Below are 17,498 nucleotides of genomic sequence, written 5' to 3' on the forward strand. Positions count from 1 at the left end.
GTGGTTGAGTGCCCTCCGGGGCACTCAACCACACCACTGCCGTAGGCACTCACTCGTACAGATCGATTGCCTGAGCTTTTTTGATCAGCGCATCCTCGGATCGCACCTGGGCCAGGTTGACGACGCGCGTCGGCAGCACCGACGAGTACAGCCAGTCCGTGGCCACCCGCACTCGCGCGGACACCGTCGGCAACGCGTACAGGTGATAGCCGCGCGCGACGAATTTCGCGACGGGTCCGGTCAACGGAATGCCCAGAGGCTTTGCGACACCGTCGAATCCACCGAGATCGGCGACGAGCCCCAGATCCTTGTGCTTGTACGGACGCGCCTGCCCGACGCCCATCGACGCCGCCACATTCTGTGCGACGGCGACGCCTTGGCGCTGGGCGTGCTGCGCCGTCGGCGGTGTCGGCTTCGACGGGTCGGCGGCGAGGTCGGGGACTGCCGCCGCGTCGCCGATCGCCCAGACGTCTTCTACGCCGGGGACGGTCATGTCCGCGCCCACCACCAGGCGTCCGCCCGCTGTGGGCAGACCCAGCCGTGCGATGAGCGGACTCGCGGCGACGCCCGCTCCCCACACCAGAGTTCGGGACGGGATCACCTCGTCGTCGGTGAGCGTCACCGACGTTGCGGTGGCCGATGCCACCGACACCCCCAGCCGGACGTCGACACCTCGCTCGGCGAGCACGGCGAGCGCTTCCTTGCCCAGTCGCGCGCCGAGTTCCGGCAGCACCGCGTCGGCCACGTCGACGAGTACCCAGCGCACCTCGTCCGGGTCGACGCTCGCCCAACGGGACGCGATGCCTTTGACCCAATTCTGCATCTGCGCAACGAATTCTGTGCCCGTGTAACCGGCCCCCACGGCTACCACAGTCAGCCGCTCGGCTCGTTCGCTCCGGCCTTCCGGGGTGTCGGGCAGAGCATCGGCTGCGTCGAGTTGCGCGAGCACATGGTTGCGGATGTAGACGGCTTCACTCAGCGTCTTGAGCCCGTACGCATGCTCGTCGACACCGGGGATGTCGAACTGCTTGGTCACCGACCCGGGCGCGAGTATCAGCTTGTCCCACTCGAGCGTCGAGTCGCCGTCGGGGCCGATCACCGTCAGCTCGCGCGCGTCGAAATCGACGGTCGTGACGTGACCGAGCACCAACTTGACGCGCGGCAGCGCCTGGCGGGTCGAGACGGCGATGTCCCGCGGATCCAGAACGCCGGTGGCGACCTCGGGTAGCAGCGGACTGTAGAGCAGGTAGTCGGTGGGGGCCACCAACGTCAGCACGGCGCGATCTGGCCCCAGCAGCTTGGTCAGCCGCTGCAAGGCGTTGAATCCGCCGAAGCCCCCACCGACCACCACGACGCGAGCAGGCCGCGCGGGGACCGGAGAACTCGTACCGAAACCAGGAAGGAATCTGCGCATATACGAGATTAACCCGCCGGTGAGCCACCCCGCAGACGACGTTCGGAGGTTGCCGAGAGAAGGTCAGCGAACCCCGTCCCACACCGCGCGGGTTGCCGGCTTCGGGTCGAGGGAGACGCCCGGCTCGGTGCCGAACATCATCACGGCCCGGTCGGTGCCGTACGGGTCCCAGCCTGGAGAGCCGTCGCGCACGAAATCGACCCAGGCACGGTGCATCTGGTCGGCCACCTGCTGCGGCGGTTTCGGGCCCGTGATGCGGGCGGTCTCGGGCTTGTGCAGCATGTCGAACACGAACGGGATCTCGAGCGCATGGCAGGCTCCGAGTGCGCCGTCGAACAGCGATGAACGCCATGTGAATTCGTAGACGAATGCGTTGCCCGAGCGAGCCTCGACCAGGCGTGTGGCCGGGATGCGGAAGAACCAGTCGGTCATGACGGCGATCATCAGCTCGCCGGCCGAGGCGTCGGGCAGCTGCTCGCGGTACCGATCCAGCGCGGACGGATCGGCTCGGTACCCGGCGAGGACCATCTTCACGTAGTCCTCGGTGATGTGCGGAACCAGGCCGGCGGGCACGATGAAGAACGCGTGCTCCTCACTGGTGGTTCCGATCAACACGTCCACCTGTGTGCCCGCACCGTCGCTGATACGCGAAATAGGCAGCGCCGGAACGATATCGCCGTCGATGTACGGCTCGAAGGCCATGACGTTCAGGGCCAGCTCACCCCACGCGCCGGTCGGGGCCTCGGCGGTGATCCGATCGGACAGTTCACGTTGAGCGTCGACCAACGCGTCCACCGACACCGAAGCAAATCCGTCGACCGTTGCCTCGACACCGAGCGCGGACGCCAATGCTGCGGAGACCTTTGCTGCGGTCTCGGCGGCAATGACATGGTGCCCGGCTCCGCTCTGCAGAATTGCCCGCTGGAAGAGTCCCTCGGCACGGGGCATCGACATCAGAGTGCCGACGCTCATCGCGCCCGCGGATTCACCGGCGATGGTCACCTGCGCCGGGTCACCGCCGTAGGCAGCGATGTGGTCGCGGACCCATTCGAGAGCCGCGACCTGGTCCAGCATCCCGCGGTTGGCCGGGGCACCGTCGATCAGTGCGAAGCCGTCGACTCCGAGTCGGTAGTTGATCACCACGGCCACGACACCGTCCCGGGCGAACGCGGAACCGTCGTACGTGGGAATCGCGTTGCTGCCGTTGACGAATGCGCCGCCGTGGATCCAGACGAACACCGGTGCCGAGGCGCCGACATCGGGGGTGAAGACGTTGACGTTCAGGCAGTCCTCGCCTGGCACCACCGGCTCGCTGAGGATCTCACTGGTCGGCGGCCGGTAGCCCACCTTGGGAACGGTGGCCCCGAGCTCGAGCGCGTCCCGCACTCCGTCCCAGGTAGGCGGCCGCGACGGTGCCTGGAATCGACGGGGGCCGAACGGGGCCTCGGCATACGGCACCCCGAGGAACGAGGTGATGCCTGCGTCGGTCCGACCGCGAACCTGGCCCTGAGGTGTATCGACGGTGATCATGTCCATACGTCCTTATTACCCTGTTCGCCTCGGACCGACGCCGGCAGGCGGTCAGACCAGACGTGCTTCCGGCGAGCCCGTCTTCCCCGCGTCACGCTCGACCGAATCGCCGAGCGCATCGTCGATCTTCGCGAGCACGTCGGCGTCGAGGGTGACCTCGGAGGCCTTGATGTTCTCCGCGATCTGCTCGGGGCGAGACGCACCGACGAGTGCGGCGGCAATGTTGTCGTTGGCCAGCACCCACGCAACAGCCAACTGCGCCATGGTGATTCCCAGATCGTCGGCGATCGGCTTGAGCTGCTGCACGCGGGTGAGCGTCTGATCGTCGAGGTAGCGCGCGATCATCTTGTCGCCGCCCTTGTCGTCCTTGGCGCGCGAGCCGTCGGGCAGAGGTTGGCCGGGGAGGTACTTGCCGGTGAGCACACCCTGGGCGATGGGCGACCAGACGATCTGCGAGATGCCCAATTCCTTCGACGCGGGGATCACCTGATCTTCGATGACGCGCCACAGGGCCGAGTACTGCGGCTGGTTCGAGATGATCGAGAACCCGTTCTGGCGGGCGAGTTCCTGACCGGCGCGGAGCTGGTCGGCGGTCCATTCGGAGACGCCGATGTAGAGCGCCTTGCCCTGGCGGACGACGTCACCGAATGCGGCGATGGTCTCTTCGAGCGGAGTCTCGACGTCGTAGCGGTGGGCCTGGTAGAGGTCGACGTAGTCGGTGCCGAGCCGACGCAGCGACGCGTCGATGCCTTCGAGGATGTGCTTGCGCGAGAGTCCGGTGTCGTTGGGGCCCTTGGGCCCGACCGGGAAGTAAACCTTGGTGAAAATCTCGAGCGATTCCCGACGCTCGCCTTTCAGCGCGTCGCCCAGGACGGTCTCGGCTACTCCGTTGGCGTAGACGTCGGCGGTGTCGAACGTGGTGATGCCTGCATCGAGGGCCGCGCGTACGCACTGGGTGGCGATGTCGTTCTCCACCTGCGATCCGTGGGTCAACCAGTTGCCGTAGGTGATCTCCGAAATCTTCAGTCCGCTGTTTCCGAGGTATCTGTAAGCCATACCGAAAACGGTACTCCCCGGCGAAGCTCCGACTCCGAGTGTCACGCGGTCCGAATTTACTGATGTGTAACAGCGTGTGCATACGGCGTCGTTAGCGTCGTTACCGTGTCCATCAAAGACCGCAGGGGCGTCCTCGTACTGATCACGGCTCTCACGCTCAGCGCCGTCGGCTGTCAATCGAACAGCACTCCCGACAACGGTTCCGAGCTCCCGTTGCAGGGACTCGGCGTCGACGATCTTCGGTCACGCTTGGAGTCGGGTCAATACACCAGCGCGGATATCACTCGAACGTATCTGGACCGGATCGAGAAGTACGACGACTCGGGCCCGACGCCGCTGCATGCTGTTGTCGACGTCAACGCCGACGCACTGGCCGAGGCGAGCACGTTGGACGACGAGCGCGCGGCGGGAACGATACGGGGCCCGCTGCACGGTATTCCGGTGTTGATCAAGAGCAACATCGGAAGTTCGGAACTTGCCGCGACGGCGGGAAACGTCAACCTGAGTTCGTTTCGCCCCGTCGAGGACTCCCCGGTGGTTCGCAACCTGCGAGAGTCGGGCGCAATCATCCTCGGAACCACCAATATGTCCGAATTCGCCTGGCATGGAACGTTCACCACGAGTTCCGTCGAAGGTACAACCGCGAACATTTTCGACCGTGAGTTCAGCGCAAGCGGTTCCAGTGGCGGAAGTGCAGTAGCCGTGGCGGCGGGGTTCGCCCCGATCGCCTTGGGTACGGACACCTGCGGCTCGGTGGTCGGGCCGGCCGCCCACGCCGGGCTGGTGGGTTTCCGCCCGAGTCACGATGCGATCAGCAGGGACGGCGTCGTCCCCCTGTCTCTTTCGCAGGACGTGGTCGGGCCGATCGGGCACTCGGTCGCCGACGCAGCCGCGGTGGCCGATCTGACCAGTGGCAACGACAACGGATGGTCCGACTCCGCAGCAGCAGTGGACCTGACTTCGGTGACGGCCGCGTACCTCACCTGGCCGTTCGATGCCCGTGGGGCTGATCCGGACAGTCCCGACCAGGCCGTGCGGCCCCAGATCCGTAGCGGCTCGGATGCGGCCGTCGAGGCACTCGCTCAATCGGGACCGCAGTTGGTCGACCTACCCGAGCTGAACGAGGAGTTCGCCACCGACGTTCTGACCGACAGTGGCTACAAGGATGCACGGCCATCCATCGACCAGTTTCTCAGCTCGACGGACGCCGCCTACGACCCCGAGGTCGCCGCGAGGGCTCTCCCGTCGGATGCTTTGACTTTCGAGGATGTGACCGAAGGCAGTGCGCTGGAAGCAGACACGATCACCGAATGGTTGGAGGCACCCTCGTTGCCCAATCCGGCGCAGGATGCGACCCTCGCGAAGCAACAGGCGGGAACGCAGGCGCTGACCGACCTCATGGCCGCACAGAATGTCGACGTCCTCATCTACCCGACGACGCCGGAAACAGCCTCAGCGGAGTGGGCGGGCACGGCGGCGTGCGGTATCAGCGCGAACACCGGTGCACCCTCGGTGCAGATCCCGATCGGTAGCACGACGAGCGGCTTGCCTTACGGTCTGACCGTCGCGGCCGCGCCTGGGCAAGATGCCGTCGCTCTCGCCGTTGCGGCAGCCCTCGAAGCCGCCGTCGACGCCGACATACCGGCTCCGGCACTGCCGTAGCCCGCTCGAAAATCTGGGTCGCGACAACATTCGAGAGGACAGATACCATTATGTCAGAACAGGTTTCGCGTGTCGTTTACCCCGGAATCCGGTAGCGCCCGAGGGCCCACATCCCGACGCCTGCGAGCGCGACGGCGGCACATGCACCGCCCGTCGAGAGCCACAGTTCGACGCGGGGCCAGGACGTGTCCGCCAGTGCAGAGGTCAACGGCGTGTACGACGTCCATCCGTAGGTGACGACCATCGGCACCGTGATCGCCGCCGGGATCGCGAGGCCGAGGGTCGACGGCGTCGGAGCGGCCGGCGTGCACGCCACGTAGAGGTAGGCCGCGGCGGCCGGAAAGACGATCAGGGTCGCGACGTAGTGAACGTTGTCCAGCGGCGGCTGCTCGAACAGCGCCGTCACGCAGACCACCGCCAGAACTGCGACGCCGATCAACGGACGCCCCCAACGGAATCCGAGCGCGGTGCCGGCCGCCACCGACACTGCTGTGACGGCCACGAGTCCGAGTGTCCAGCCCCTGTCCGAGGCACTGATGCCCACCCCCGCGGTGGTGGTCGAGGTGAGCAACACCGCCGTTCCGGCGAGGACCATGACGCCGCTGCGGCCCGGTAGCAGGCCGGCCGCCGCAAACAACACGGGTACGACGAGGAGGCCGAGATACCAGTGGCCGCCGAACCCGTACAGGCTCTGGAACATGCTGAACACGAACACCATATTGAGCAGCAGCCCACCGATCGAGACCAGCAGTATCGCCCCGACTGTTCGCCTGCTGCGCTCGGGCGGCGCATAGTCGTCACTGCGGTCGACACGAGCTGCCCACAACACCGTCAGCACCACGAGAGCGCACAGCACCGGCACGACCACCGGTGTGCCCATGTCGGATTCGGTGAGGTAGTCGGCGTAGCGCCGGGGAATTGCGCTGTGCTGTAGGGCCTCTACTGCACCCACACTGAGCAGCCCGAGCAGAAACGATGTCGTCAGCAGTGCCTGCCGAACCCGCGTGCTATTCGCCTGTACTGCACTGCATCCCAACAGGACCCCGCCTGCCATCACCTCGGCGAAATCGGACGAGAACAGCAGTGCCGATCCCCCGATGACAACTGCAGAGGCGATGGACAATCCGGCCAGCACGCTGCGCCGACGAACGACCATCGCCGTACCCGCCGCAAGAATCAGCGCGACCGCGACTCCCCCACCGCCGCTGGAGAGCAGCAGCCCGCCGACGCTGGTGTCGCCGAGGATGTCGACACCCTCCGATTGCATCGACAATCCGGCCAGCAATCCGGACAGCAGTACCCGAGCGCAACCATGCCCGAATTATGCACTGCCGCCGCGATAGTCCCTGGATGCCGAAAGGATCTTCTCCAGGGTTGCCGCAAAGGCCTGCAGCTCTCCCTCTCCCACAGCGGCTCCCACGGCATCGGACCAGGCATGTTGCGCATCCCGCAGCTCGGCCACGGTGTCGCGTCCCTTGGCGGTGGGTTCCAACAGCTTCGCGCGCTTGTGGTTCGGGTTGTCGACGTACACGGCCCACCCTTTGTCCACCAACAGGTTTGCGGTTCGTTGCACGCTCTGTCGTGCCAGCCCCAGCCCGACGCGTCGCGCGATGTCGGCTACCGAGAGCGGTTCGTCCAAGGTGGCTCCGAGAACCTGCCACCACGCCGGAGTCAGGCCCGTCGGCTCGGTGATGTCCTGTGCGGCGGCGAGGAATTCACCGTTGAGCTCGAAGACAGGCAAGACCAGCGCAGTCAGCGCATCCCCCTCGGGGGTGCGTTGCTTCATGCGCCCGCCAGCTGGTCGTAGTACTTGCGTTCCCCCGTCGTGTAGAGGCCGTACCAGGCGTCGACCACGGGTTGCGGAAACACGTTCAACCGCTCGAACACGAGCTTCGCGAACTCCAACGGGCTCACGCCGCCTGCGGTGATCACGGTGCCGTCGGACACTGCCTTCTCGTCGCGGTAGTACTCCGAACCATGGTATTCGGTTGCCTGCGTGAGGAACTCGGCGGCATTGGAGGTATGTGGCCGGTCGTCGAGCAGTCCGGTTCGGGCCAAACCCAACGTTGCCCCGCAGATCGCTGCGACCGGAGTCCCCGCCCCAACCAGTTCGGCGGCGAGCCTCAGCACCGCGTCGTGACCGGAGTCCCAACTGGGCGCGCCGGGCAGAATCAACGCATCGAAAGTGGGAAGGTCTGCCAGCGCGACGTCGGGAGTGATTCGCAGACCTCCCATCGTCGTGACGGCCTCCCCTGTCTCGGATGCAACGATCAGCCGATTGGCGTCGGGGTCTTGTTCACGAGCCATGGCCAACCCGGCGGTGAGGTATCCGTACTCCCAGTCGGCCATGGTGTCGGTGGCGTACAGAGCGATCGTCGTCATCTCGAACCTCCAGAATTTCGACAGTGTGCTGTCATTGTGCGCATATGACAGCACACTGTCAATACACCACTGCCCGATCGGGCAGGTTCCGTCGAAACGCGCGTCGGGCGGAGCAGTCGGCGATACCGTCGTATGACGACCATGCGCCGGCCGACGGAGGTGCGCGAGATGCCCAGCGGTGCCGAGAAGCTCCGAGATTCCATTGCCAAGTCCTGGCAACGGTCGGCGCAGAGCGGTCTCGCACCGGCGGACACCCTGGAGCAGGCGAGCCTGCGTGACGTCGACCGTCGTAGCCGCCTCCTCGCTGCGGCAAACCCCATCCTCGATCGGATGGAGAGCGTGCTCCACGGCTCCGGGTACTGCGTCCTGCTCGCGGACCGTGACGCCCGGTTGGTCGATCTCCGTTTCGGAACCCATTCGCTACGAGATGCGGTGTCCTCCATGGGCGCAGTCGTCGGCCGCTCGTTCACCGAACAGGCGTCGGGCACCAATTCGATCTCGACGAGTTTCGAGATGCGCGCGCCGTGCGCTGTGCACGCCGAGGAGCACTACATCGAGTCGATGAAAACCTTCGGCTGCTACGGCCACCCCCTGATCCACCCTGTCACCCGCCGCATCGAGGGCGTCCTCGATATCACCTTCCTGGCCTCCGACGACAACCCGCTGCTCCAACCGATGCTCGTCCATGCCGCACAGGACATTCAAGGCAGGCTCCTCGAAGAGACGCGTTCGGGCGAACAACGACTCTTCCAGGCTTTTCAGTACGCATCCTCACAGCGCCGCGGTGCACCCGTCATCGCGATAGCCGACGAGATTCTGCTCGAAAACACCAGCGCTGCAACAATAGTGGATACAGTCGATCACTCCGCACTACGCTCGCTCACCGACGATGCGGTCCGGCGCAGCGGCGTCGTACAGGATGTGATTCTCAATTCCGGACTGCATGCAACCGTGCGCTGGGAACGTCCGGTGTCGGCCGCGGGCATCGTCATCGAGATCGATCCGCACGACACCGTGCGTACACCACCACCGGCACCGAAGACACGAAAGCCGTTGTGCGTCAACGGTGAACCCGGCACCGGGAAATCGACCACCCTGGCCCGATGGACAGCAACGACGTCACCACGCTGGTTCGACGCGTCGGATCTGGTGACGATGACTGCGGCCGAGTGGTTGGCAGGCGTCGAGCATCAGGTCCGGGCCGCCCACGATGTCGTGGTCGAGAACGTGCACTTCCTCACCGGCCCGGTGGCGAGCCGGCTGCATTCGATTCTGTCGTCCGCTCCCGGGTGGTACGCGCTGTCGAGCTCGGCCACCGACTCGGCCGAACTCGAACATCGCCAACTTCTGTCACTGTGCGCCGAGACCATCGAGTTGGCCCCGTTGCGCTCTCGCCGACACGAGATTCCGGACCTGGTCCGCGCCATCATGGCCGAGCTCGAGTCCCGCGCGCACTTCACCCCGGCAGCGTTGTCGGCGTTGATCGACTACGACTGGCCGGGCAACATCGGCGAACTCAGAGCCGAGGTCACCGAGGCCGCGTCGCGCAGATCCGTCGGAGATATCACCGAACGGGAACTGGTCCGGCCGCGCAAGAAAGCGTCGACCACCCGGATGAGCACCCTCGACACCGCGATGCGCGACGCCATCGTGCACGAGTTGGCGCGGCAGGGCGGGAACAAACGCACGACGGCGGAGAGCCTGGGAATCAGTCGAACCACGCTGTACAAGCGGATGCGCGAATTCGGCATCCTCGGCTGAGGTTGTCCACTTTCTGAACACTCTCCACCCGTGATCGGGGTCACAATTCCATGCATGGATGCGCGCCCGGCAATACGAGAGCAGCGGCACCGTCGGACACGCCACATCCATCGACCGCTGAATCGACGTCAGGAGAATCTCCGTGAAGACCAAAGCAGCAGTACTGTTCGAGCCACACAAGCCGTTCGAGATCATCGAACTGGACATGGACGGCCCCGGCCCCGGTGAAGTCCTGATCAAGTACGTGGCCGCAGGGCTGTGCCATTCGGATCTACATCTGCTCGACGGCGACCTGCCACCGCGCTTCCCCATCGTCGGCGGCCACGAGGGTTCCGGCATCATCGAAGAAGTCGGTCCCGGCGTCACCAAGGTCAAGCCCGGCGATCATGTCGTCTGTTCCTTCATCCCGAACTGCGGCACCTGCCGCTATTGCTCTACGGGCCGACAGAACCTGTGCGACATGGGCGCAACGATCCTCGAGGGCTGCATGCCCGACGGCACGTTCCGTCGACGCGACAGCAAGGGCACCGAGTTCGGAGCGATGTGCATGCTCGGCACCTTCTCCGAACGCGCCACCATCTCGCAGCATTCCGTCGTCAAGATCGACGACTGGTTGCCCTTGGAGACTGCAGTTCTCGTGGGCTGCGGCGTTCCGTCCGGCTGGGGTACCGCGGTCTACGCGGGCGGTGTACGCGCGGGCGACTCGGTGATCATCTACGGCATCGGCGGACTCGGCATCAATGCCGTTCAGGGAGCGGTACATTCGGGTGCCAAGCATGTCCTCGTCGTCGATCCGCTCGAGTTCAAGCGCAACCAGGCGCTGAAGTTCGGGGCGACTCACGCGTTCGCGGACTACGCGTCGGCGCAGGAGAAGTTGACCGAACTCACGTGGGGTCAGGGAGCGGACCAGGCTCTGATTCTGGTCGGAACCGTCGACGAGGAGGTCGTGCAAGCCGCGACCGCGGCCATCGGTAAGGGCGGCACCGTCGTCATCACCGGGCTCGCCGATCCCGAGAAGCTGACGGTGCACGTGTCCGGCACGGATCTGACGTTGAATCAGAAGACGATCAAGGGCACGCTCTTTGGGTCCGCGAATCCGCAGTACGACATCGTGCGCCTGCTACGCCTGTACGACGCCGGGCAACTCAAGCTCGACGAACTCATCACCTCGACCTACTCGCTGGAGCAGGTCAACGAGGGCTACCAGGACCTACGCGACGGCAAGAACATGCGCGGGGTAATTCACTTCTGAAACACGCTGCGGCAGTGGTGCGGTCGAGTGCGTTGGGTTGCACTCGACCGCACCACTGCGAGCACCCGAATGCACGAACGATGGTGGTCATCTCCAGTCGATCGGCAACACCCGCGTTGCCCGGGCACGCGGGTCCACCTCGTCCAGATAAATCCGGCATGCCGCGTGATAGCGCTGGTCGAAGGCGCGACCTGCCGCCTCCGTGCCACCGAGCGCCTCCGTATCCCTGGCTATACCGCGAGCCCGTGCGACGTCCATGGGGGTATCGACGAAGACTGTGTAGTCCCAGTGCTCGGGCAGCGGCGGCCGATGCAAGAACGTTCCGTCCACCACGACGATCGCGTCGGCCGGCACCGGCTCGAGCGGATCGTCCACCGGCTCATCCGTCGCCAGATCGATGACCCGACGCCGAATGGCACCGCTTCCGTTCGGCCCCAACGGGATCAGCACGTGTGCCGCAAAAGCGTCGAAGTCGTACGCGTCCCGGTAGTAGCCGAGAGCCGACGCCCGACCCTGCCGATACCGGTGGGCGCGCCGATGATGAAAGCCGTCCATCGTCACGTGCACAGACGGACGACCCTGTGCTGCAACAGCATCGACCAGCCACCGCGCGCAGGTGGTTTTGCCCGAAGCCGTCACCCCGTCGATCGCCACCCGTAGCGGGTGTCCCGGGGCCCGGGAGAGCACATCCTGCACCAGGTCATCTCCGACGCTCATGGGTCGAGGGTAGGCGACCAACTTAATCAACCAAATGGTTGACTACGTTGAGCGGGCGGCTTACCCTCGGAAACAACGCACAGCGAGGAACCCCATGGACGATCGAACAGAGCAGCTCAACAGGACGTTCGCGGCATTGGCCGACCCCACTCGACGTGACATCGTCGCTCGACTCGCCGGGGCGGATGCGAATGTCAGCGAGCTCGCCGAACCGTACGACATGAGCCTGCAAGCGGTCTCGAAGCACGTGAAGGTGCTCGAGGAGGCCGGATTGGTCACGCGCAGCAGGGATGCCCAGCGTCGCCCGGTGCACCTCGATGCCGAGGTGTTCGGCCTGTTGACGAAATGGATCGAGCGTTATCGCCAGGAAGCAGAACAACGGTATCGACGCCTCGACGCCCTGCTGGACAGCATCGCAGACGACGCGACCACCGAGTCGAAAGAAGTGTCATGACTGCACACGACACCGAGATCGTTGCGGACGAGAAAGTCCCCACGATCGAGATCGTCCGAGAGTTCGACGCGACGCCGGAGCAGGTGTTTCGCGCTCACATCGACCCCGAGCTGTATCGGCAGTGGGTGGGGCCGCGATCGTTGACGACCCGAATCCTGAAGTGGGAGGGACACACCGGAGGCGCTTGGGCCTTCGCCAACGACCGGGACGGTGAGGAGATCGCCGCGTTCTTCGGCAGCTTCCACGAGGTGCGTGCGAGCGAGCGGATCGTGTGGACCTTCACCTGGAAGGGTGCGCCCGATTCGGTCGCTCTCGAAACGCTCACTTTCGACAGCCGAGGCGATGGCGGTACACGTCTGAGGGTATTGAGTGTGATGTCGGACTTCGCGACGCGCGACGGCATGCTGGCCAGCGGCATGAACGTCGGCGTGAAAGAGGGCTACGACAAGCTCGACGAACTGCTCGCGCAGAGCACCGGTCCGGCCCAGCAGCACATACAGGACGCGGCCATGTTCACTGCATTGGCGCAGTCCGCGTCACCGGAGGACTGGTCTCGGCCGAGCCCGGTATCGGGTTGGGCTGCAATCGATGTGGTGCGGCACCTGGTCGAGTGGTCCCGCGGCTTTCTCGCCGGCGGAGCCGGTATCGAACTACCGGCGCTGGACGTCGAAGCCGACCCAGCCGCAGCCTGGACCCAGCACGTCTCCGACATCCAAGCCATTCTCGACGACCCTGCCGGCCGGGTACTTAGCAACCCGCACACCGGCGACATGCCGGTGGACGAGGCGATCGACATGTTCTACACCGCCGACGTCTGGATGCACTGCTGGGACCTGGCGAAAGCCCTTGGCCGAGAGCCTGATCTGGGCCAGGAACGCTGCGCTGCAGCGCTCGAGGCCATGCGACCGATGGAGCAGGTGCTACGGGACAGCGGGCAGTACGGCCCCGCCGCCCCCGTTGCCGACGACGCTTCCCCGCAGGACAAGCTGATGGCCTTCATCGGCCGCGACCCGGCCTGGCAGCCGGGTCGGTAACCTGGGTTCAGAGGTACTTCTTCAGCTCCATCTTTGCGATCGACATTTTGTGTACCTCGTCGGGACCGTCCGCGAGCCGCAGCGTGCGTATGTGCGCGTACATCATGGCGAGCGGGAAGTCGTTGGACACTCCGCCTCCGCCGTGGACCTGGATGGCACGGTCGATGATTTTCAGCGCCATCTCCGGTGCCGCAACCTTGATCGCTGCGATCTCCGTGCGCGCTTCCTTGTTCCCGACGGTGTCCATCAGGTACGCCGCTTTGAACGTCAGCAACCTGGTCTTCTCGATCTCGATGCGCGCCTCGGCGATCCAATCCTGAATGTTCGAGCGCATCGCCACCGGCTTGCCGAAGGTCACTCGCGATACCGCACGGCGACAAAGCAATTCGAGTGCACGCTCGGCCACGCCGATGGTGCGCATCGCGTGGTGGATACGACCAGGTCCCAAGCGAGCCTGGCTGATGGCGAAGCCCTCCCCCGGCCCCTTCAAGACGTCCTTCGCCGGTACTCGCACATCCTCGAAGAGCACCTCGGCGTGACCTTCGCGGTCGATGTAGCCGAACACCGGCAGATTGCGCAGGACGGTGACTCCGGGTGCGTCGATGGGCACCACGAGCATCGACTGCTGACGGTGCGTGGCCGCCTCGGGATCGGTCTTGCCCATGACGATGAGAACCTTGCAGTTCTTGTGCATCGCATTGGACGTCCACCACTTGCGCCCGTTGAGGATGAAATCGTCCCCGTCGCGATCCATCTTCATCGCGATGTTGGTGGCGTCGGAGCTGGCGACATCGGGTTCGGTCATCGCAAAGGCAGAGCGAATGGTGCCGTCCAGCAACGGCTTCAGGTACTTCTCCTTGTGCTCGTCGGTGCCGAAGAGCGTGAACACCTCCATGTTGCCGGTGTCGGGAGCGTTGCAGTTGCAGGCCTCGGGGGCGAGCAGGCTGCGTCCCATGATCTCGGCCAGCGGTGCGTATTCGAGGTTGGTCAGACCGGGGCCCCACTCGGGATGCGGGTGGAACAGATTCCACAGTCCGCGCGAGCGCGCTTCCTTCTTCAGCTCCTCGATGATCGGCGGCTGGAAGTGCGGGTCACCGGATTCGAGCATCTGCTGCTCGTACACTGCCTCGGCCGGGTAGATGTGAGAGTCCATGAACTCCAACAGATCCGACTCGTACTTCTTCGCACGGTCGGAGGTCTCGAAAAATGCCACGGTGGGCCCCTATCGGTTGTTGTCGAGCAAGCTGTCCTGGTAGCGACGCATGCCGCGCAACCACCGGTCGTAGTCGGCACCCTTGTTGCGGTACATGTCCAGCACGTTCTCGTGCGGCAGGATCAGGAACTGCTCGCGGTCCATTGCGTCGAGCACCACGTCGGCGACATCGAGCGGTTCGAGTACGGCACCGGCACTGAGAACCGCGGCAGTTGCGGCCGCTCCCAACGCATCTCCGGATTCGCGTCCCTCGTACAGCAGTTTGGTGTTGACGCCCATCGGGCACAGGCAGCTGACGCGAATACCGCGGTTGCCGTAGGTGACGTTCATCCACTCGGCGAATCCGACCGCGGCGTGCTTGGTCGTCGCGTATGTCGCCGAGCCGATCTGGGTGAGCAAGCCGGCCGCCGAGGCGGTGCTGACGAAGTAGCCCTCACCGCGCTCGAGCCAACCCGGCACCAACAGCTGCGCGGCGCGAATGTGCGCGCGGACGTTGACATCGAACGAGAGATCCCAGTCCTTGTCGGTGGCGTCGAGTCCGGGTGCGCCGCTGATGCCTGCGTTGGCGAAGTAGAGATCGACAGGTCCGAACGACTCCTCGGCCAGTGCGATCAGCCGTTGAATGTCCTCGGTGTTCGACGCGTCCGCCGCGGCGGCGACGGCCGTCCCCGGCCGGTCGCGTTCGATGGCGTCGGCCACGGATCGGGCCGTGGTCTCGTCGAGATCGGAGACGACGACGCGTGCGCCGTGCTCGGAGAGTCGAGCGGCGATGGCCCCGCCGATTCCGCCACCACCGCCGGTGACGATGGCAACTTTGCCTTCTACCTTCATGCCCCAGGTATAGTTGAAGTCGGATTCAAGTTCAACCCTGGTTGCATGAAGATGCTGGTGAGAGCGCGGAATCTAGGCCCGAGGACGCGTCGGATCAGTGATCCACCCCGACCACGATCCCGGATACAACGCAGCATCGAAGCCCGCCAACTCGAGCGCCAGAATCTGATGGGCGGCGGTCACGCCGGAACCGCAGTAGACGGCGACGGCCTTTCCCTCGGGCACAAGTCCACCGAATGTGCCATTGAGTACCCCGGGGTCCAGAAACTTGCCATCCGAATCGACGTTGTCTGTGGTCGGTCGATTGATTGCGCCGGGGATGTGACCGGCCACCGGATCCACCGGCTCCACCTCGCCGCGGAATCGCTCGGGTGCTCGGGCGTCGAGCAGTACGTTGTTCTCCGCGAACTCGAGAACATCGTCGACGTCGAGAAGCCGTGCGAGCGATGGCCGCGCGGTGAACGACCCGGCGGCCACGATCGACGGATCGGTGCCGGTGGCAAACCCTTCGGCCACCCACTGAGCCAGACCGCCGTCGAGGACTCGCACGTCTGCATGGCCGTAGTAGCGCAACAGCCACCATGCGCGCGCCGCGGCAGTTGCGGGTCCTGCGTCGTAGACCACCACGGAGGAATCGTCGCTCACCCCGGCGCTGCGCATCGCTGCGACGAAGGTCTCCTCGTCGGGCAATGGGTGGCGGCCGCCCGAACCCTGGACTCCGGCAAGCTCTGCATCGAGGTCCACGAACTGCGCGTTCGGGATGTGGCCGGCCTCGTAACCTGCTCTGTCGCTGCCGGTCTGGAGCGCCCAACGAACGTCGAGGACGACCGGAGCCCGTCCCATCTCGAAGAGGTCGTGCAGTTCGGCGGCAGAAATCAGCGGCGAAGGGCTCATAAGGCTCCGACGCTAACAGCCCTACGCCGGGAATAGCTCGGGTTACATGCCGGTTGTGCGCAGGCGTGACCGAAACTGCATCCACAACTCAGCATCTGTCCACCGCCGGGCTCTTCGAGCCGTTCGAGGTCAAGTCGCTGAAGCTGCGCAATCGCTTCGCCATGGCCCCGATGACGCGTGCCTTTTCTCCCGACGGCATTCCCGGCCCGGATGTCGCCGAGTACTACCGCAAGCGCGCGGCCGGCGGCACCGGCCTCATCATCACCGAGGGCACCTACATTCCCGATCCCGCAGCCGGCCCGCACACCCGTGTCCCGCGGATCTACGGTGACGCCAGCCTCGAGGGCTGGAAGGGCGTCGTCGACGCCGTGCACGCCGAGGGCAGCGCGATCATCCCGCAGCTGTGGCACCTCGGCGTCGAGCGCGGCACCGAGCCTCGCCTGTTCCCGGACGTCACCACCGTGAGCCCGTCGGGCATTGCACTCGACGGCTCTTCGGTGGGTCGCGCATTCACCGACGCCGACCTCGACGAACTCACCTCGCAATGGGTGCAGGCCGCGGTCAACGCGAAGAACACCGGATTCGACGGTCTCGAGCTGCACGGCGCGCACGGATATCTGCTCGACGAATTCCTCTGGGCCACAACCAATGTGCGCGACGACGAGTTCGGTGGTTCCCTCGAAGCTCGGACTCGCTTCCCCGCGCAGGTCGTTGCGGCGATCCGGGCTGCGGTGGGCGAGGACTTCGCCATCGTCTACCGGTTCTCACAGTGGAAGAGCAATCACTTCGACGCGCGGATCGCCCAGAATCCGGAGGAACTCGGACGCGTCCTGACTCCCCTGGTCGACGCCGGAGTGGACATCCTGCACGCTTCGACCCGCCGCCACTGGGATCCGGCGTTCCCGGAGCTGGAGGGCAACGACGGCAAGCTGGGCTTGGCCGGGTGGACCCGCAAGCTCACCGGCGTCCCGACGATCACTGTCGGATCCGTCGGCCTCGACTCCGTGTTCACCTCGGCGTGGTCGGAGGACGCCGCATCCGGTGTCACCGGACTCGATGCACTGGTCGGCCAGTTCGAGGACAACGAATTCGATCTCGTTGCCGTCGGACGTGCGCTGTTGTCCGACCCGGATTGGGTGAACAAGGTCGGAGACGGACGCGTCGACGAGCGCATCGAATTCACCCGCGACCACATTCAGCACTTGGTCTGACGGATCGGGCACTGGAATCCACGGCAGCATCGCCGGGACTGTCTGAATAACGGTTGATCCGGTCCTTGGTTCGACACGCCGAGCTCA

The 17,498-nt window shown here is 65.2% G+C and carries 16 protein-coding genes; 6 read left to right on the forward strand and 10 right to left on the reverse strand.

Annotated features, from left to right (window positions below; translation table 11 throughout):
• Positions 1-49: 49 nt before the first annotated feature.
• The 3 genes from QM590_RS23860 to QM590_RS23870 form a co-directional block, all read right to left on the reverse strand.
• Entirely contained in the window at positions 50-1,414 is a 1,365-nt protein-coding gene (locus QM590_RS23860) for an NAD(P)/FAD-dependent oxidoreductase (protein WP_149406432.1), read from the reverse strand.
• A gap of 63 nt (positions 1,415-1,477) precedes the next feature.
• Positions 1,478-2,950 carry a carboxylesterase/lipase family protein gene (locus tag QM590_RS23865; RefSeq protein WP_411741384.1) on the reverse strand — a complete coding sequence of 491 codons (1,473 nt, stop codon included), beginning with the start codon at positions 2,948-2,950 and terminating at the stop codon, positions 1,478-1,480.
• A 45-nt stretch (positions 2,951-2,995) separates the two neighbouring features.
• A complete protein-coding gene (locus QM590_RS23870; RefSeq protein ID WP_269596630.1) occupies positions 2,996-4,000 on the reverse strand; it encodes an aldo/keto reductase family protein in 1,005 nt (334 codons plus the stop codon).
• 105 nt (positions 4,001-4,105) lie between these two features.
• Here QM590_RS23870 and QM590_RS23875 point away from each other — a divergent pair, with 105 nt between their 5' ends.
• A complete protein-coding gene (locus tag QM590_RS23875; RefSeq protein WP_269596629.1) occupies positions 4,106-5,662 on the forward strand; it encodes an amidase in 1,557 nt (518 codons plus the stop codon).
• Positions 5,663-5,738: 76 nt separating this feature from the next.
• Here QM590_RS23875 and QM590_RS23880 read toward each other — a convergent pair whose 3' ends face one another.
• The 3 genes from QM590_RS23880 to QM590_RS23890 are packed head-to-tail and all read right to left on the reverse strand — an operon-like array spanning position 5,739 to position 8,044.
• On the reverse strand, positions 5,739-6,929 hold the full coding sequence (locus QM590_RS23880) for a hypothetical protein (RefSeq protein ID WP_269596628.1): 1,191 nt from the start codon (positions 6,927-6,929) through the stop codon (positions 5,739-5,741).
• Between the two features lie 54 nt (positions 6,930-6,983).
• On the reverse strand, positions 6,984-7,448 hold the full coding sequence (locus QM590_RS23885; RefSeq protein WP_269596627.1) for a MarR family winged helix-turn-helix transcriptional regulator: 465 nt from the start codon (positions 7,446-7,448) through the stop codon (positions 6,984-6,986).
• Positions 7,445-8,044: a DJ-1/PfpI family protein gene (locus QM590_RS23890; RefSeq protein WP_269596626.1), complete on the reverse strand. Its 600-nt coding sequence runs from the start codon at positions 8,042-8,044 to the stop codon at positions 7,445-7,447. Before QM590_RS23890 ends, QM590_RS23885 begins: the two co-directional genes overlap by 4 nt.
• A 132-nt stretch (positions 8,045-8,176) precedes the next feature.
• Here QM590_RS23890 and QM590_RS23895 point away from each other — a divergent pair, with 132 nt between their 5' ends.
• Together QM590_RS23895 and QM590_RS23900 are read left to right on the forward strand one after the other, a co-directional pair.
• Positions 8,177-9,805 carry a sigma-54-dependent Fis family transcriptional regulator gene (locus QM590_RS23895; protein ID WP_283279350.1) on the forward strand — a complete coding sequence of 543 codons (1,629 nt, stop codon included), beginning with the start codon at positions 8,177-8,179 and terminating at the stop codon, positions 9,803-9,805.
• Positions 9,806-9,947: 142 nt separating this feature from the next.
• Positions 9,948-11,057, forward strand: a complete 1,110-nt coding sequence (locus QM590_RS23900; RefSeq protein ID WP_068053551.1) for an NDMA-dependent alcohol dehydrogenase — start codon at positions 9,948-9,950, stop codon at positions 11,055-11,057.
• Between the two features lie 87 nt (positions 11,058-11,144).
• Here QM590_RS23900 and QM590_RS23905 read toward each other — a convergent pair whose 3' ends face one another.
• Positions 11,145-11,774 (reverse strand): nucleoside/nucleotide kinase family protein, encoded by a 630-nt coding sequence (locus tag QM590_RS23905; protein ID WP_269596624.1) that lies wholly within the window; start codon positions 11,772-11,774, stop codon positions 11,145-11,147.
• A gap of 94 nt (positions 11,775-11,868) precedes the next feature.
• On the opposite strand from QM590_RS23905, the gene QM590_RS23910 reads away from it, so the two are divergent.
• Both QM590_RS23910 and QM590_RS25875 read left to right on the forward strand, forming a co-directional pair.
• Positions 11,869-12,228: an ArsR/SmtB family transcription factor gene (locus tag QM590_RS23910; protein WP_269596623.1), complete on the forward strand. Its 360-nt coding sequence runs from the start codon at positions 11,869-11,871 to the stop codon at positions 12,226-12,228.
• Positions 12,225-13,262 carry an SRPBCC domain-containing protein gene (locus tag QM590_RS25875; protein WP_317814043.1) on the forward strand — a complete coding sequence of 346 codons (1,038 nt, stop codon included), beginning with the start codon at positions 12,225-12,227 and terminating at the stop codon, positions 13,260-13,262. Before QM590_RS23910 ends, QM590_RS25875 begins: the two co-directional genes overlap by 4 nt.
• Positions 13,263-13,269: 7 nt before the next feature.
• On the opposite strand, the gene QM590_RS23925 is transcribed toward QM590_RS25875, so the two are convergent.
• The 3 genes from QM590_RS23925 to QM590_RS23935 all read right to left on the reverse strand — a co-directional run bounded on the left by QM590_RS23925 (position 13,270) and on the right by QM590_RS23935 (position 16,200).
• On the reverse strand, positions 13,270-14,415 hold the full coding sequence (locus QM590_RS23925; protein WP_411741385.1) for an acyl-CoA dehydrogenase family protein: 1,146 nt from the start codon (positions 14,413-14,415) through the stop codon (positions 13,270-13,272).
• A 69-nt stretch (positions 14,416-14,484) separates the two neighbouring features.
• Entirely contained in the window at positions 14,485-15,306 is an 822-nt protein-coding gene (locus tag QM590_RS23930) for an SDR family oxidoreductase (RefSeq protein WP_269596621.1), read from the reverse strand.
• Positions 15,307-15,378: 72 nt separating this feature from the next.
• Positions 15,379-16,200 carry a sulfurtransferase gene (locus tag QM590_RS23935; protein WP_269596620.1) on the reverse strand — a complete coding sequence of 274 codons (822 nt, stop codon included), beginning with the start codon at positions 16,198-16,200 and terminating at the stop codon, positions 15,379-15,381.
• A 65-nt stretch (positions 16,201-16,265) separates the two neighbouring features.
• On the opposite strand from QM590_RS23935, the gene QM590_RS23940 reads away from it, so the two are divergent.
• Positions 16,266-17,411: an NADH:flavin oxidoreductase gene (locus QM590_RS23940; protein WP_269596619.1), complete on the forward strand. Its 1,146-nt coding sequence runs from the start codon at positions 16,266-16,268 to the stop codon at positions 17,409-17,411.
• Positions 17,412-17,498 lie beyond the last annotated feature (87 nt).

The sequence above is a fragment of the Rhodococcus sp. IEGM 1372 genome, from assembly GCF_030056835.1.
GTDB lineage: Bacteria > Actinomycetota > Actinomycetes > Mycobacteriales > Mycobacteriaceae > Rhodococcoides.

Bases quoted from the DNA above. Each gene is read 5' to 3' on its own strand.
- QM590_RS23860 (WP_149406432.1), bottom strand. From the start codon at position 1,414: ATGCGCAGATTCCTTCCTGGTTTCGGTACGAGTTCTCCGGTCCCCGCG.
- QM590_RS23880 (WP_269596628.1), bottom strand. From the start codon at position 6,929: ATGCAATCGGAGGGTGTCGACATCCTCGGCGACACCAGCGTCGGCGGG.
- QM590_RS25875 (WP_317814043.1), top strand. From the start codon at position 12,225: ATGACTGCACACGACACCGAGATCGTTGCGGACGAGAAAGTCCCCACG.
- QM590_RS23910 (WP_269596623.1), top strand. From the start codon at position 11,869: ATGGACGATCGAACAGAGCAGCTCAACAGGACGTTCGCGGCATTGGCC.
- QM590_RS23890 (WP_269596626.1), bottom strand. From the start codon at position 8,044: ATGACGACGATCGCTCTGTACGCCACCGACACCATGGCCGACTGGGAG.
- QM590_RS23865 (WP_411741384.1), bottom strand. From the start codon at position 2,950: ATGGACATGATCACCGTCGATACACCTCAGGGCCAGGTTCGCGGTCGG.
- QM590_RS23925 (WP_411741385.1), bottom strand. From the start codon at position 14,415: ATGGACTCTCACATCTACCCGGCCGAGGCAGTGTACGAGCAGCAGATG.
- QM590_RS23885 (WP_269596627.1), bottom strand. From the start codon at position 7,448: ATGAAGCAACGCACCCCCGAGGGGGATGCGCTGACTGCGCTGGTCTTG.
- QM590_RS23930 (WP_269596621.1), bottom strand. From the start codon at position 15,306: ATGAAGGTAGAAGGCAAAGTTGCCATCGTCACCGGCGGTGGTGGCGGA.
- QM590_RS23870 (WP_269596630.1), bottom strand. From the start codon at position 4,000: ATGGCTTACAGATACCTCGGAAACAGCGGACTGAAGATTTCGGAGATC.
- QM590_RS23935 (WP_269596620.1), bottom strand. From the start codon at position 16,200: ATGAGCCCTTCGCCGCTGATTTCTGCCGCCGAACTGCACGACCTCTTC.
- QM590_RS23895 (WP_283279350.1), top strand. From the start codon at position 8,177: ATGACGACCATGCGCCGGCCGACGGAGGTGCGCGAGATGCCCAGCGGT.
- QM590_RS23905 (WP_269596624.1), bottom strand. From the start codon at position 11,774: ATGAGCGTCGGAGATGACCTGGTGCAGGATGTGCTCTCCCGGGCCCCG.